Source organism: Bacillus sp. AFS053548 (genome assembly GCF_002575105.1).
GTDB lineage: Bacteria > Bacillota > Bacilli > Bacillales > Bacillaceae_G > Gottfriedia.
On record NZ_NUHI01000008.1, the window covers coordinates 1 to 14,663 of the forward strand.

17 protein-coding genes are annotated in these 14,663 nt (G+C 32.5%); 13 read left to right on the forward strand and 4 right to left on the reverse strand.

Annotated features, from left to right (window positions below; translation table 11 throughout):
- Window positions 1-186: 186 nt before the first annotated feature.
- Window positions 187-654, reverse strand: a complete 468-nt coding sequence (locus CN946_RS04910) for a PH domain-containing protein (RefSeq protein ID WP_098860141.1) — start codon at window positions 652-654, stop codon at window positions 187-189.
- Window positions 655-669: 15 nt separating this feature from the next.
- Complete coding sequence (locus tag CN946_RS04915) at window positions 670-1,110, reverse strand: DinB family protein (protein ID WP_098860142.1); 441 nt, start codon at window positions 1,108-1,110, stop codon at window positions 670-672.
- Between the two features lie 119 nt (window positions 1,111-1,229).
- Between CN946_RS04915 and CN946_RS04920 the strand changes: the two genes are divergently transcribed.
- Window positions 1,230-1,502, forward strand: a complete 273-nt coding sequence (locus CN946_RS04920; RefSeq protein ID WP_098860143.1) for a hypothetical protein — start codon at window positions 1,230-1,232, stop codon at window positions 1,500-1,502.
- Between the two features lie 34 nt (window positions 1,503-1,536).
- Here CN946_RS04920 and rnhC read toward each other — a convergent pair whose 3' ends face one another.
- Window positions 1,537-2,469, reverse strand: a complete 933-nt coding sequence (gene rnhC / locus CN946_RS04925; RefSeq protein WP_098860144.1) for a ribonuclease HIII — start codon at window positions 2,467-2,469, stop codon at window positions 1,537-1,539.
- Between the two features lie 97 nt (window positions 2,470-2,566).
- On the opposite strand from rnhC, the gene zapA reads away from it, so the two are divergent.
- The 6 genes from zapA (at window position 2,567) to CN946_RS04955 (ending at window position 9,091) form a co-directional block, all read left to right on the forward strand.
- Complete coding sequence (gene zapA, locus CN946_RS04930) at window positions 2,567-2,857, forward strand: cell division protein ZapA (RefSeq protein ID WP_056472333.1); 291 nt, start codon at window positions 2,567-2,569, stop codon at window positions 2,855-2,857.
- Window positions 2,850-3,383: a CvpA family protein gene (locus tag CN946_RS04935; RefSeq protein WP_098860145.1), complete on the forward strand. Its 534-nt coding sequence runs from the start codon at window positions 2,850-2,852 to the stop codon at window positions 3,381-3,383. The genes zapA and CN946_RS04935 overlap by 8 nt, the downstream gene beginning before the upstream one ends.
- 49 nt (window positions 3,384-3,432) lie before the next feature.
- Window positions 3,433-5,157: a DNA polymerase/3'-5' exonuclease PolX gene (gene polX / locus CN946_RS04940; protein WP_098860146.1), complete on the forward strand. Its 1,725-nt coding sequence runs from the start codon at window positions 3,433-3,435 to the stop codon at window positions 5,155-5,157.
- Between the two features lie 16 nt (window positions 5,158-5,173).
- Complete coding sequence (locus CN946_RS04945; protein ID WP_098860147.1) at window positions 5,174-7,528, forward strand: endonuclease MutS2; 2,355 nt, start codon at window positions 5,174-5,176, stop codon at window positions 7,526-7,528.
- Window positions 7,529-7,756: 228 nt separating this feature from the next.
- On the forward strand, window positions 7,757-8,626 hold the full coding sequence (locus CN946_RS04950; RefSeq protein WP_176547210.1) for an alpha/beta hydrolase: 870 nt from the start codon (window positions 7,757-7,759) through the stop codon (window positions 8,624-8,626).
- Window positions 8,627-8,635: 9 nt separating this feature from the next.
- The gene (locus tag CN946_RS04955; RefSeq protein WP_098860149.1) at window positions 8,636-9,091 is read left to right on the forward strand and encodes a GNAT family N-acetyltransferase; all 456 of its coding nucleotides are present in this window, start codon (window positions 8,636-8,638) and stop codon (window positions 9,089-9,091) included.
- A gap of 71 nt (window positions 9,092-9,162) precedes the next feature.
- On the opposite strand, the gene CN946_RS04960 is transcribed toward CN946_RS04955, so the two are convergent.
- Complete coding sequence (locus tag CN946_RS04960; protein WP_098860150.1) at window positions 9,163-9,603, reverse strand: hypothetical protein; 441 nt, start codon at window positions 9,601-9,603, stop codon at window positions 9,163-9,165.
- Window positions 9,604-9,697: 94 nt separating this feature from the next.
- Between CN946_RS04960 and CN946_RS04965 the strand changes: the two genes are divergently transcribed.
- From CN946_RS04965 to CN946_RS04990, 6 genes are all read left to right on the forward strand, one after another.
- A complete protein-coding gene (locus CN946_RS04965) occupies window positions 9,698-10,213 on the forward strand; it encodes a hypothetical protein (RefSeq protein WP_098860151.1) in 516 nt (171 codons plus the stop codon).
- Window positions 10,214-10,319: 106 nt separating this feature from the next.
- Entirely contained in the window at window positions 10,320-10,676 is a 357-nt protein-coding gene (locus CN946_RS04970) for a hypothetical protein (RefSeq protein WP_098860152.1), read from the forward strand.
- A gap of 2 nt (window positions 10,677-10,678) precedes the next feature.
- The gene (locus tag CN946_RS04975) at window positions 10,679-11,923 is read left to right on the forward strand and encodes a glutathionylspermidine synthase family protein (RefSeq protein ID WP_098860153.1); all 1,245 of its coding nucleotides are present in this window, start codon (window positions 10,679-10,681) and stop codon (window positions 11,921-11,923) included.
- 23 nt (window positions 11,924-11,946) lie between these two features.
- On the forward strand, window positions 11,947-12,348 hold the full coding sequence (locus CN946_RS04980; RefSeq protein WP_069034569.1) for a DUF350 domain-containing protein: 402 nt from the start codon (window positions 11,947-11,949) through the stop codon (window positions 12,346-12,348).
- A gap of 174 nt (window positions 12,349-12,522) precedes the next feature.
- Window positions 12,523-13,407, forward strand: a complete 885-nt coding sequence (locus tag CN946_RS04985; RefSeq protein ID WP_098860154.1) for an ABC transporter ATP-binding protein — start codon at window positions 12,523-12,525, stop codon at window positions 13,405-13,407.
- Window positions 13,408-14,637: an ABC transporter permease gene (locus CN946_RS04990; protein WP_098860155.1), complete on the forward strand. Its 1,230-nt coding sequence runs from the start codon at window positions 13,408-13,410 to the stop codon at window positions 14,635-14,637.
- The last annotated feature ends 26 nt before the right edge of the window (window positions 14,638-14,663 follow it).

The following is a 14,663-nucleotide window of genomic DNA, read 5'->3' on the forward strand; positions in this document are numbered from 1 at the left end:
AAAAAGCAAAAAGCTGGAATGTAGTAACTCATAAGGGGTTCATAAGTAAGTAAAAAAGGAAAAAGCTGAAATATAGTAACTCATAAAGGGTTCATTAGTGAAATCTCCTATTATTTTCGGAGTAATCAGTTTACCAATTCAAGAATAAACAAAGAAAACTCACAAGNNCTTGTGAGTTTTCTTTGTTTAAAGATCGTAATTAATTAAAACTTCTGTTCTTTGACGATTTAAAATTGTAGCATTTGGACAGCGTTTTTTTATTTCTTGTAAAAAAATTTCTTCGTCTTTAGGAAGTGAAAGTAAGGCATATCCGTACTTTTTGTATTCGATTTTTAAACGTTTGAAGGTCCATGCAGGTGATGAAACTGGATTATTGGAGAAATTAACTGTTCTGATTTCACTATATGGAATTAGAATTGTTATAAATCCAAATTTTGATTTGATTTCACTGTCGGTTAATTCATGGTATGTGTTGAATAATGCCCAAACTAGAACAATCAATATTGGTAATAAGAAGACAAAGACTACTAAACTTATGATGATTCCTGTGCTATCAGCTTCAATAAAGCTGATGATGGGAACTGAAATAATGATGGGAATTAAGCTCAGAATTAGGACGACTAATAGAGGATTTTTCTTCACTTTAAATTTCATGACGACACCTTGATCCTATCCTAAAATTTGATTTAAATGATGCTTCATATGGTCAATGTAGTCAGTAAATAACCAACTTAGCGTAACAGATTCATCATTTTGACTAATATATTGCAGTTTCCATTGGTCTTCTGAAATGTTTGCGAGCACATTCATGAAACGTGAATTTAGAGCAGTCCATAAAGTAAGAATTTCTTCAATTGTATAGCTATTTTGATAATCATTTAATTCTACCCATGAATTTTGTTTATATAGCTCCAAAACTAGTTCATCATTAGAGGACAATCTATCTATAAATCTTTTATGATTCATAGTCGCAGAATCGCAAAGATGTCCAAGGATTTCTTTTTTAGACCATTTTGAAGGACTTGGTTTATAATCTGTATTCGATAAGGCTCTGATGATTTTTGGAACGGATTGGATTAGACTGCTAAATTCGTTTATTAAATTATTCATCTAAATATTCCTCCTTCGTTTCTACATGTTATGAATATGTTTAAACATTTTTCTTTATGAGTCTTTAGACAAGCCATAGGTGAATAGGTTATTAGTAGGACAATCTTGGAGGTGGCTTGATGTTAATCTTTTTACTTTATGTCGGATTGTTAGTTGGAGTGTTAGCAGTTTATAAAGATGCCATTAAGCGGGATGTTAATAATCTTGGGTTTCAAATGATCGGTTATTATGTACTAGCTTCTTTACCATTTAGGTTATTTTGGTTACCGATCCCTTTTGGATTTTTGATTTGTTTATTTTTATTATCTAAACCGATGCTTCGATATAAAAAACAAAAACAAGTTGCTAGCCTATTAGGTTTCATTGTATTTATAGTAGATGCTTTATTCTAAATGATTTTTTCATTTAGAATAAAGCTTTTTTATTTTATTTCTTTGAAATCTTTAATGCCTTTTCGGTATTAGCAAAGTGTAACTTTGTTATACTTCTTAAAGCTTCAAAACCCTTTAATTTAATAAGTTTTGCAGCGGCTTGATCAACTTTTGCCCCAGCACCTTTAGGTAAGGTCATGCCAGCTTTTTCACTTAATTGATCCATTTGTTGTAGGAAAGCATAGCGGGCTAAAATAGAAGAAACTGCAACTGAGAGATGCAAACCTTCTGCTTTTGTAGCAAATTGAACTTTATCACGAATAACTTCTTTTGTTCCTTTTAAATATCCATAGTACAGATTTGGAGGAGTAAATTGATCAATTAAGATTGCATCATATTTTTTTTCTTCCAATTTTGAAATAGTATTTCGAATTGCTTGGTTATGTAAAAGAGCCTTTAGTTTATTCATATTATAGCCTTTTTCTTGCATAGCATTGTATTTCTCATTGTTTAGTACTAAGAGGCTGTAGGTTACGACATGAACAATTTTTTTTGCTATGCTGCATATGGCATCGTCAGTTAGTTCTTTGGAATCTTTTACGCCTAATTCTTTTAATAATTCAAATTGACTTGGTTCTACAAAGGAAGCTACTACTGTCATCGGTCCAAAGTAGTCGCCTGTACCAACTTCATCACTACCTATTACTGCAAGACTTGAAAAGTTTTTTGGTAAAGTTGAATTCGTATTTGTAGGGTTTACCTTTTTAGTTGTTTGGCTAGCCGATTTACCTTGCCATTTACTTACTTCAGCATCACAATTTGAGCCTTGAAACATTACTTTACCAGATTTATATGCAGTGATTGTACAGCCACTTGGTTTGGCCATAAATACTCCACCTTGTGGTACTTTTGATTGAAGGCTACTTTGGTAGTGTGCTTTCATCTTTAAGAGAGTATCCTCAGAAACTGTTAATACAGTGTTTGACATAAATTTCTCCTTTATAAATGGATATTTTCCAATACTTTTGATTGTATTGAATTTCATGTTATAGTTAAGGTTAGAATGTTTATAGCTGAATGGAGGTATGAAGTTGTCCAATTCTTCATCGAAACAAAAACTAAATGTAACTATTTATGGGCAACATTATGCAATTACTGGTGACGAGTCAACAGATCATATTCGCCATGTTGCCTCAATTGTAGATGATAAAATGAAAGAAATAAATAAAAAAAATCCATTATTAGATACTAATAAATTAGCTGTATTGACAGCAATAAATATTGTAAGTGATTATGTAAAATTAAAAGAGAGAGCTGAAATGCTCGAAAAATTATTAGAAAAACAAACGAAAAGTGAGCAGAAAGAAAATGATTGATTTAATTATACTTATTATTTTTATTTTAGGAATTTTGACAGGTTGGAGAAGAGGATTTATTAGCAGCCTTGTACGATTACTAGGTTTTTTACTTTCCATATACCTAGCTTATCATTATTATGAGCAGACCGCTACTTCGCTTAAAAAAATATTTCCAATTCATATAAGCGGTGGTCAGGTCGTAAATGCAGAGCAGTTTGTATATGAAATTATAGCATTTGCTTTGCTATTTATTGGGACAAGGCTAGTTATTTCATTTATCGGTTCGTTATTAAATGGAGTTTTCCAATTACCTGTTTTAAAGCAGATGAACTCCTTCTTAGGTGGTATTTTTGGTTTTATAGAGGTTTATTTATTCGCGGTTTTGGCGCTTTTTATAGCTTTAATCATTCCAATTGATACACTTCATGTTTTATTACTTAAATCAAATATTGCGCATTTTATGGTACAGAATACACCATTTATATCAAATCAATTAATGAAATTATGGAACGAAGGATTTTCTGGAGGTTCTGAAATACTTTAACCTGAGTTTAAGTGAAAAAACAATTTCTATGTTAAGTAGGTGACTTAAAATGCACAAAAAAGAGTTAATTAAACTGTTAGAACAAATTGCTACTTATTTAGAACTAAAAGGTGAGAATGCTTTTAAAATATCAGCATTTCGTAAAGCGGCAAATGCATTAGAAACTGATGAAAGAAGTCTTGAACAAATCAACGACTTTACTGCTATAAAAGGAATCGGAAAAGGGACTTCTGCAGTCATTTTAGAATATATCGAAACGGGTAAAAGTACGGTATTGGAAGAACTACAAGATTCATTGCCTAAAACTTTACTTCCTTTACTCAGACTACCAGGATTAGGTGGGAAAAAAGTAGCTAAGCTTTATCAATCATTACAAATTGAGAGCATGGAGCAGTTAAAAGAAGCATGCTTAAGTGGTAAGTTACAGGGGTTAGCTGGATTCGGTAAAAAGACAGAGAAAAATATTTTAGAATCAATCGAGGAGTTTGGTAAGCAGCCCGAACGCTTGCCACTAGCAGATGTATTACCGATTGCTGAGAAAATTGAAGCTTATTTAGCAGGAATGAAGGATGTTGAAAAGTATTCAAGAGCAGGAAGCTTACGAAGAGTACGTGAAACAGTTAAAGATTTAGACTTCATTGTTGCATCAAATAAACCAGAAAGCATTAAAGAACAATTACTCTCGATGCCGGAAATCGTTCGAATAATTGCGCAAGGGGATACAAAAGTTTCTCTTGTTTTAAAAGGTGTTGAATATGAGATTTCAGTTGACTTCAGAATTATTCAACCAAAGGAGTTTGCTACAACGCTGCATCATTTTACTGGTTCTAAGGATCATAATGTAGCTATGCGTCAATTGGCTAAAGAGCGTGATGAAAAAGTTAGTGAGTACGGTGTTGAGAACGTTAATACTGGAGAAGTTTTAACATTTGAAAATGAAGAAGATTTTTATGCACACTTTAATTTACCTTGTTTTCCACCTGAAATTCGAGAGGATGGAAAGGAAGTTTCAACTTTTACAAACGATTACCCATTAATTCGTTTAGAAGATATGAAATCTGATTTACATATGCACTCTACGTGGAGTGATGGTGGCTATTCAATCGAAGAAATGGCAGATGCATGTCGTGCTAAGGGGTATAAATATATTGTCATCACAGACCATTCACAATATTTAAAGGTTGCGAACGGTTTAACTCCTGAGCGCTTATGGAAACAAAAAGAAGAGATTCAGCGTGTTAATGAAAAATATACTGATTTTACAATTCTACATGGGGTAGAAATGGATATTTTACCTGATGGATCGTTAGATTATGAAGATGATGTCTTACGTTCACTTGATTTTGTTATTGCATCAATTCATTCTAGCTTTAGTCAAGATGAAGAGACAATCATGATGCGTTTAAAAAATGCAATGAGAAATCCTTATGTTAGCATGATTGGCCATCCAACAGGACGTAAAATTGGAAGAAGAGCTGGGTACAAAGTAAATGCAGAAGAATTAATTTCTGTAGCAAAAGAAACAGGTACAATTTTAGAATTAAATGCAAATCCAAACCGATTAGATTTAAATAAAGAAATGTTAATGATGGCCGCGGAAGCTGGTGTGATGCTATCTATTAATACTGATGCACATAACATTGATATGTTAGATCATATGACTGTTGGGGTTAGTGCGGCCAAGAAGGCTTGGTTAAAAAGAGAAAATATTGTAAATACATTTGAATTACATGAACTTTTAAGTTTGATTGAAAGGAAACGTAATCGAGTGTAAGGAGGTACGACGGGGTATGCAACGTACGTTAAGAGTTTTAGAGTACGATAAAATAAAAGAACAATTACTTAAACACGCTTCATCTTCACTAGGTAAGGAACGTATTAAAAACCTTTTACCAAGTACTAGCTATGATGAAGTTGTAGAACTACATGAATCAACCGACGAAGCTGTGAAAGTTATTCGTCTACGAGGAAATGTACCTCTTGGTGGATTATCAGATATAAGAATGCAAGTTAAAAGGGCAGATATTGGAGGAATGCTATCTCCTTCTGAACTTATTGCGATTTCGGGTGTTACATATGCCGGGCGTCAAATGATTCGATTTATTGAGGGCTTAATTGAGAGTGAAGTAGAAATTCCATACTTAGAATCATTAAGTGAGCAAATCATTCCTTTATTAGAATTAGATAAAAATATCAAGGCTGCTATTGGTGATAATGGAGAAGTTTTAGATGACGCGAGTGTGACACTTCGAACGATTCGTGGACAAGTTCGAACAGCTGAAGCTCGAATTCGTGAAAAATTAGAGAGTCTAACTAGAGGTACAAATGCACAAAAAATGTTATCAGATTCAATCGTAACGATTCGTAATGATCGTTTCGTTATTCCAGTAAAACAAGAATATCGACATGTTTATGGTGGTATTGTTCATGATCAATCTTCTTCTGGTCAAACATTATTTATTGAGCCACAAGCTGTCGTTACATTAAACAATAGTTTACAAGAAGCAAAGGTTAAAGAAGAGCAAGAAATTGAGAAAATTTTAATGGCATTAACAGGTCAAGTTGCTGAGGCTTCAGCGGATTTATTACAAAATGTTGAAATTTTAGCTGAAATGGATTTCTTATTTGCAAAAGCTAACTATTCGCATTCAATTAAAGCAAGTAAACCAACTTTAAATAACGATCGATATTTTAAATTGAAAAAAGCACGTCATCCTCTAATTCCTAAGGATATAGTAGTAGCTAATGATATAGAATTAGGTAAAGATTTTACTACGATTGTCATAACTGGTCCAAATACGGGTGGTAAGACGGTTACTTTAAAAACGATTGGTATTTGTGTTTTAATGGCACAGTCTGGTCTACAAATTCCCGCACTAGACGGTTCAGAAATCTGTGTGTTCGAGCAAATTTTCGCCGATATCGGTGATGAACAATCTATCGAACAGAGCTTAAGTACATTCTCTTCTCATATGGTGAATATTGTTGATATTTTAAAACATGTAAATCATAGTAGTCTTGTATTATTTGATGAATTAGGAGCTGGAACTGACCCCCAGGAAGGTGCGGCTTTAGCAATCTCAATTTTAGATGAGGTAAGTGAGTATGGTGCAAGAGTAGTAGCGACAACGCATTATCCAGAATTAAAAGCATATAGTTACAATCGAGAGCATGTTATGAATGCTAGTGTTGAATTTGATGTAGAAACATTAAGTCCGACTTATCGACTATTAATTGGTGTTCCAGGTAGAAGTAATGCATTTGAGATTTCTAGAAGACTTGGACTTTCAAATCGTGTAATTGAAAAAGCAAGAAATCATGTAAGTGAAGAAAGTAATGAAGTTGAAAATATGATTGCATCTTTAGAAACGAGTAGAAAAGGTGCAGAAACAGAATGGAAAGAAGCAGAAGTTTTCCGTAAAGAATCAGAACGTGTATTCAAAGACTTACAAAAGCAAATGATGGAATTTTATGAGCACCGTGATGAATTATATCGTGGAGCACAGGATGAAGCGAAAAAGCGTGTCAGAGTAGCTCAACAAGAAGCTGAGGAAATTATTAAAGAACTAAGAGCCTTAAAGAATAGCCAATTAGCTTCTATTAAAGATCATGAATTAATTGAGGCAAGAACTCGTTTGGAAGGGGCAATTCCTTATGCTCCAAAGAAAACAATTCCTCAGGCCGCTCCGAAGAAACAAAGAAAGCTTCGTGAAGGTGACCAAGTAAAAGTGATTAGCTTTAACCAAAAAGGGACACTACTTGATCAAGTTAGTGAAGGTGAATGGCAAGTTCAGCTCGGAATTATTAAGATGAAAGTTAAAGAAAAAGATATCGAATATATTAGTTCACCTAAAGAAGTAAAAGAACGAACTGTTACTTCTGTAAAAGGTAAGGATTTTCATGTTAATCTTGAGCTAGATCTTAGAGGTGAAAGATACGAAGATGCGCTAATTCGCGTTGAAAAATATATCGATGATGCATTATTAGCCGGATATCCTCGAATTAATATCATTCATGGAAAAGGAACTGGCGCACTTAGACAAGGGGTACAGGAATACTTAAAAAAACACAGATCAGTTAAATCCTATCGATATGGAGCAGCCTCCGAGGGCGGAATAGGTGTTACTGTTGTCGATTTAAAATAAGGTAATAGGGGTTCTAAGATGGAAAAGTTGGCAAAAATATTATTTGCGGTTTGTGCAGTATTTTTACTTTGGGGAATTTTGTATGTAACAGTTATTAAATAAAGTAATTGAGACTAGCATCATTAGTGTATTTCTATTAATTTATGTAGACGTTAAAATCTTACATAAAAAAGAACTTAGAAGACATAACCTGAGTTAGTCTCTTTTTTTATAGAAAGGTGAATTGGCTTGAAGAAAATCATTTTAGCATTAGTCATCTTTGTTATTGTCTTTGTTGGATTTAATGGTTTTCAACATAAACACCAAAAGAAGATAAATGATGTAAGTAAAGATATTATTGTGCAAAAAGATGTACGTTACACAAATCCAGCCCAAGTTCCACAAACCTTTGATATATACCGATCTAAAAATTCACATGGTCCATCACCAACGTTGATATTTGTTCATGGCGGTTCTTGGAGATATGGAAGTAAAGCGTTAAATAAACGTTGGAGTACGATTTTTAATGAAATTGTAAAAGATGGATATACAGCAATTAGTATAGACTACACACTTTATTCAAAAGAAAATTATTCATATAACTTTCCAGTTCGTGACGTGAAAACAGCAATCGACTTTATTTACACAAATTCAACTGAATTAGGAATTGATCGAAATCAAATCGGGATAGGTGGTGCTTCTGCTGGTGGACACTTAGCCTTATTAACTGGTCTTCAGCCCGATATACAAAACAAAATAAAATATATTATTGCTTGGTATCCAATTTCAGACTTAACGACCATGAATCAATCGCCTTCTTCAAGAAGTTCAGAAATCGTAGATAAATATATGAATAGTACGGTTGATCAAATGACAGATGAGTATAATCGAATGAGTCCTATTCAATATGTAGAAAAGACAAAAGTCCCAATCTTTATCGTACATGGCACAGGAGATAAGCTTGTTCCGTTCAGCCAATCTAAGCGATTTGCTAAAAAAAATCCAAAAATGGTTACGTTGATTGCACTTAAAAATGGAAACCATGGATTTACAAATCTATCGGTACAAAAATCCACCAATGATACGATAAATTATTTAAAGGCAAGATTAAAAAAGTAAGGAGTATCAATGAATCATATTAATAAAATTCAATTTCTAACAAAAGAGCATTGGAATCTATTGTTACTAGCTGACCCATCAAAAGAAATGGTAGATAAATATATTCAAAAGAGTAATATTTATGAAGTACTAGACCAAAATTTACTCGTCGGTGTATTAGTATTAATGGAGAATTCAAGTGAAGAGGTTGAAATTAAAAATATTGCAATTGATCCGGCCTTCCAAGGACAAGGATTTGGAAAAAATTTAATCCACTATGGAATAAATGAATCTAAAAAACTTGGTTTTACTAAAATTTCAATCTGTACCGGAAACTCAAGTACATACCAATTAGCATTATATAAAAATTGTGGATTTCAAATCAGCACTGTTTTTCACGATTTCTTTATTGATAATTATGATGAAGAAATTTGGGAAAATGGTATACAGTGTAAGGATTTAATCAAGCTTGAACAAAAACTTTAGTGTATAGACAAAGTACTAAAAAGATGATTATCAGTCTGAAGCTACCTAAGATTATTTAGGTAGCTTTTTGTTTATTCAATATACCGTTTGACATACATCACGTAAGTATTGCGGTCTTGGTCAACTTCATTTGAAGTTTGCTCGTAAATTTGATGATTTATTGTTATATAAGTTGATTGAAGCCAAGAAAGTAAATCCAATTCATCTCCGCTCTCATAGAAATGAATTTCATCAAATGAATCTACATCTCTAATTTCAATGCCTAACGGTCTGTTTAAATGGTAAAAAGGAGTATTTTCCATATCTGATTCAATTACTTCAATTACATATCGATCTTCTTCAATATAAGAACCTCTATTCTCGTAAACGAAACCATTTAAAATAAAGTAATCGCAATATCTTCTTGTAAAGATTTGGACCTTTGATAAAAATGGAAAGTGATAAATAGGTCGTGTAAATTCTCCATCAAGTAATCGATATTCAAGAACAAAGATGTTGTCTGTATTAAACATTGTTCAAACTCCTTTAATAATTGTATATACATTAGTATATAACACAGTTTAGGATAGAAATGTATGTATTTATATATTGAACTAGGAGAATACAATGTCAAAAACATCAAAATTAATGAAAAAAGTGAGTATTGCCTTAACAAGTGGTATTGTAATAAGTTCATTAACCGGGTGTGGATCTGAATCAGAGTCGATTGAGACAACTGATAATTCTCAAGATTATTATGAATCAAGTCAACCGGTCTATGAAAATACAAAGCAATTAAATGAGGTTGATGAGGGGATTACGACTGAAGATAGTTTAGATGAGACTGATTATACTGATAGTGAGGAAACAGAATTTGCGTATACAGATTCTGAAATGCCTGATGACGAAAATTGTAGTGATTGGGAATTTGACTATGAAGATAATATTTGGATTTGTGATGACAGTTCAAGCTCATTTTACCGAAATTTCTTCTTTTTAGGCTCATTCTTTACAACAAAAAGTATGTTATATAGCAACAATGATTTTAATCAATATAAATCCTCAGGCATTATTAAAGGAACAAATTCCTCGGTTAAAAAAAGTGGTTTTGGGAGTGGGGTTTCTGGAGGATTTGGAGGTTAGTTTTAAAGATAACAAGAGTAATAGCTAATGTTAATTTCTATATACTTTAATAGAGGGGATAGTTTAGTATAGATTAGAATAATTCAATACGTGAAAGGAGATCCCAATGTCAAAAACATCATTATTAATGAAAAAAGTTAGTATCGCATTAACGAGTGGATTAGCAGTAAGTGCATTAGCTGGCTGTGGTTCTCAAAATGCTGACCGACCAGATAAACCGAAAAATGACGATTGCCGTGATTGGGAGTTTGATGATGACGAAGGTGTTTGGGTTTGTGATGATAACACGAGTCATTACTACCATAGTTATTATCATGGCGGAATATTTTATCCTACAAGAACTGCACTTCATGCAAGTAGTTCTTATAAGAGCTATAAATCTTCTAGTAAATATGCAGGGCATACTTCGTCTTCAAGTAAAAGTGGTTTTGGAAAAGGTTCATCTGGAGGATTTGGTGGTTAATAATGGATAATGCGAATTTACAGAATCACAGACGAAAACGTAAAGAAGTTTATCAAAAACTTCCAGATTTTTGGGCGGAACTACAAGATTCATATTATGCTTTATTAGACTATTATCCATTGACTAAAAGTGAAGTTGATGAAATTCATTCAATTACGGAACAAATTGGAAAAATCTATGATAAGACTGCTCGGTTAATGAGACAGTTACCAGATGATATTTTTGATATGCTTGGTTATTCAAAGGAAATCGTACCATTTTTACGTCATAAAACGATTGAAAGTGAAGGAGTCATTAGAAGAATTGACCTTGTTCATACAGTAGATGGTTGGAAACATTATGAATGCAATAGTGACACCCCAACTTTTATTATGGAGACCCATCATGTCAATGGGTACATTACGGATTATTTTAACTTGAAGAATCCTAATGCTGATAGTGAAATGAAACTTTCTAATGTCATAAATCATGTTGTCAATAAAAGCATAAAAGGGTTAGATAAACCAATTATTGTTTTTACAGCTCATGGTGATCATGAAGAAGATTGGAAGACAGCTAAATATATCCAATCCCTATACAATGGTAAGAGTCAATTAATATCGCTAGAAGATTTACAGATTATTGAAAACGATGGACTTTATACACCTAAAGGGGAAAGAATACACATTCTTTACCGACAAACCTATCCAATTGAACATCTAGAGCTTGATCAATCTTCAGATGGAACAAAAATTGGCCTGGCACTATTAGAACTTGTAAAAGACGGTAAATTGATTATTTTCAATCCATTATCTTCTTTCTTACTTCAGTCCAAGGCTGTTCAAGCATTAATTTGGAATTTACATATAGAGCAATCAGATGTTTTTACTGTAGAAGAACATGATGTCATTAGAAAACATTTTCTACCAACATTTTTAGAGCCAGATTTCTTTATAGAAAACAATCTTCCATATGTTGAGAAACCTGCATTTGGCCGTGAAGGAAATTCAATTAAGATTATTAACGGAGAAAACCGTCAACAAAGTATACAAAATAACTATCATGATCAAGTTATGGTGTTTCAGCAATATTCACCTTTACCTATGAGAAAGGTTATGACTCCTGATGGAATACTAGATTTGCATGTATTAATAGGCAGTTTTTTAATTAAAGAAGAATACGGTGCAATTGGTGTACGTGCCGGGAATATTATTACCGGAAACGAAAGTTGTTTTTTACCAGTAGGGATCGTTGAAGAAAAAAATTAATTAATGAGGGGATGAGAAGATAAATGGATAGTATTGTTAGTACTTTGATGTATTTAGGATCAGGACTTATTCTTTTATTTATTGGATTTTTAGCTTTTACTTTTACCACTAAGATGAGTGAACAAAAATTAATTTTAGAGGATGGTAATATTGCCGTTGCACTAAAATTAGCGGGAAAATTAGTAGGGTTAGCAATTGTTATTATGTCAGCAGCAAAGTATTCAGTTAACTATGGTGATTTCATTATTTGGAGCTTAGTTGGTATTATAGCTCAAATGGTTACATATTGGATTGCAGAATTTGTATTATTTCCAAAAATTTCGTTTGCTAAAAAGGTTGAAGAAGGAAATATTGCAGTAGCAGCTTTATTGTTTACTTTAAGTGTAACAGTCGGATTATTAATTTCAGGTAGTATTTCATATTAATGTCTACAAATAAAAATGAGAATGCTAGGTCAGTATTCTCATTTTTGCATTTAGTATAAACAAGTTTAAATTCCAATTTTCACCTTTTATTAAATTTCTTTTAAATGTATGCTTAATGTATAGGAATTAAATTTAAGTATATTTTTACTTAAACTTCAAAAAGGGGGAAGAGCGTTGACTTTAGAAATAAAACAGCTTTCTAAAAATTTTGGAGATACGATTGCCGTTAACGAATTGTCATTGACTTTGCCTAAAGGAAGAGTATTAGGTTTATTAGGTAGAAATGGAGCAGGTAAAACGACCACCATTAAAATGTTAATAGGTCTCCTTACACCTACAAAAGGAGAAATAACTTGGAAAGGGAGCCCATTTAAATCCGATAAAGTTAAGGTAGGGTATTTACCTGAAGAAAGAGGATTATTTACCAAAAGCAAGGTTGTTGATCAGCTTAAATACTTCGGGAAATTAGAAGGTATGTCTAATAAAGAAGTTGATGTGGCAATAACATATTGGCTGGACCGTCTAGAAATACCACATTATCGAAATAAAAAAGCAGGGGAACTTTCAAAAGGAAACCAACAAAAAATTCAACTAATTGTAACTTTATTACATAACCCTGAATTGATTATTTTAGATGAGCCATTTAGTGGACTAGATCCAGTTAATGCCGAGTTAATGGCTTCAATTATTACCGAACAAATTCAGAAAGGGAAAACGGTTATATTATCAAGCCACCGTATGGATCAAGTGGAGGCTTTTTGTGAACATGTTTGTATACTTAAGAACGGTAATGTAGTCGCGGAAGGTAGTTTAAGTAGCTTAAAGGAAGACTATGGGTATAGAAATTTAATTTTAGAAGATATAACATCAATTAAACAAATACTAGATTCCAATAATGTTAGTTATGTACAAAAGCAATTAGGAATTTACGTAAAGGTAAAAAGTGATGAGGAGGCTTTTACGATTTTAAACCGTATTAAGTCAGACTTGGGATCTATTAAGAAGTTCCAATTATTAGAGCCTACACTAAATGATATCTTTATAGAGAGGGCGAAATAAATGAAAAAGTTTCGTACGGTCTTTTTATTTCATTTACGTGAAGGTCTTTTGGCGAGAGCAACGATGATTATGAGTGTTATTTTATTTGTATTAGTCGTTGGGTTATTTGGAGTACAAAAATATTTTGCTGGCACAGAAAAGAGTAATAAGGATAAAGATAAAATTGTATTAATCGATAACTCGAAAAATTATTCAGTAGATGTTGCTAGTTTAAACAAAACGATTAAATCTGCAAAGATCGAGCAGAGCGATGCATCGAAAGAAAAAGAGTTAAAAAATCAAATTGAAGATGGTTCAAAAGATGGACTGCTTATTCTTTCCGAAAAGAACAACGTCCCGTCAATTCAATATACGTATAAAAAGTTTTCAAATAGTGAATTGCTTTCAGTCGTAAATATGACTTTACAGCAAAATTACTTAAATAAAACTGCTCAAGATTTAAAGCTATCTCCTCAATCTGCAACAAAGTTATTGCAAAAAGTAGAAGTAAATGAAAATGTTCTAAAAAATCCAATGGCTACATTCGGAATTGCTTACTTTTTCGGTTTCTTATTGTATATGTTTCTATTAATTTATGGAAACTCAATTGCAACGGGAATTGTTGCTGAGAAGTCTTCTAGGGTAATGGAGGTATTACTACCAAAAGTAAGTCCGGTCGTGACTTTATACGGAAGAGTCATTGCGGTATTTTTTGTAGCTTGTGCACAATTAATTGTATTAGGAATAGCATTTCTTTTTGCCAATTTATTAGGTTGGGTTAATACTAATGCGATATCTTTTTTCGGAATGAAAATAGATTTAGAGGCATTAGATACTACAACAATCATTGCATTTGTAGTTTATTTCTTATTAGGCTATTTACTTTATGGATTACTTTACGCTGCAATTGGGTCAGTTGTTTCAAGAACAGAAGAGCTTCAAATGGTTCTTATGCCAATTACTATTTTAGTCGTAGCGGCATTTTTTATTAGTATCAATGCATTAGTAAATCCAGGTGGTACATTTGTTCAAATTAGCTCATATATTCCATTTTTTGCTCCACTTGTAGCATTTTCTAGATTTGTAAGTGGAGAAATGAATTTTATAGAAATAAGTGCTAGTATATTAATTTTAATCGTTTCAATAATGATTTTAACTCGTGTTGCTAGCCGTATTTATGTTAATGGGGTAATGTATTACAGTGAAAAAGTAAAGTGGAAAGATGTAGCTAGATTATTAAAAAGACAATAAAAAAAATAGATCTCATAGGTCAAATT

What these genes read in the sequence shown, in the direction of transcription:
- CN946_RS04935 (WP_098860145.1), top strand. Translation starts at nt 2,850, where the DNA reads ATGATTGATTTAATTATACTTATTATTTTTATTTTAGGAATTTTGACA.
- rnhC (WP_098860144.1), bottom strand. Translation starts at nt 2,469, where the DNA reads ATGTCAAACACTGTATTAACAGTTTCTGAGGATACTCTCTTAAAGATG.
- CN946_RS04945 (WP_098860147.1), top strand. Translation starts at nt 5,174, where the DNA reads ATGCAACGTACGTTAAGAGTTTTAGAGTACGATAAAATAAAAGAACAA.
- polX (WP_098860146.1), top strand. Translation starts at nt 3,433, where the DNA reads ATGCACAAAAAAGAGTTAATTAAACTGTTAGAACAAATTGCTACTTAT.
- CN946_RS04920 (WP_098860143.1), top strand. Translation starts at nt 1,230, where the DNA reads ATGTTAATCTTTTTACTTTATGTCGGATTGTTAGTTGGAGTGTTAGCA.
- CN946_RS04915 (WP_098860142.1), bottom strand. Translation starts at nt 1,110, where the DNA reads ATGAATAATTTAATAAACGAATTTAGCAGTCTAATCCAATCCGTTCCA.
- zapA (WP_056472333.1), top strand. Translation starts at nt 2,567, where the DNA reads ATGAAGTTGTCCAATTCTTCATCGAAACAAAAACTAAATGTAACTATT.
- CN946_RS04910 (WP_098860141.1), bottom strand. Translation starts at nt 654, where the DNA reads ATGAAATTTAAAGTGAAGAAAAATCCTCTATTAGTCGTCCTAATTCTG.
- CN946_RS04975 (WP_098860153.1), top strand. Translation starts at nt 10,679, where the DNA reads ATGGATAATGCGAATTTACAGAATCACAGACGAAAACGTAAAGAAGTT.
- CN946_RS04990 (WP_098860155.1), top strand. Translation starts at nt 13,408, where the DNA reads ATGAAAAAGTTTCGTACGGTCTTTTTATTTCATTTACGTGAAGGTCTT.
- CN946_RS04970 (WP_098860152.1), top strand. Translation starts at nt 10,320, where the DNA reads ATGTCAAAAACATCATTATTAATGAAAAAAGTTAGTATCGCATTAACG.
- CN946_RS04965 (WP_098860151.1), top strand. Translation starts at nt 9,698, where the DNA reads ATGTCAAAAACATCAAAATTAATGAAAAAAGTGAGTATTGCCTTAACA.
- CN946_RS04955 (WP_098860149.1), top strand. Translation starts at nt 8,636, where the DNA reads ATGAATCATATTAATAAAATTCAATTTCTAACAAAAGAGCATTGGAAT.
- CN946_RS04980 (WP_069034569.1), top strand. Translation starts at nt 11,947, where the DNA reads ATGGATAGTATTGTTAGTACTTTGATGTATTTAGGATCAGGACTTATT.
- CN946_RS04960 (WP_098860150.1), bottom strand. Translation starts at nt 9,603, where the DNA reads ATGTTTAATACAGACAACATCTTTGTTCTTGAATATCGATTACTTGAT.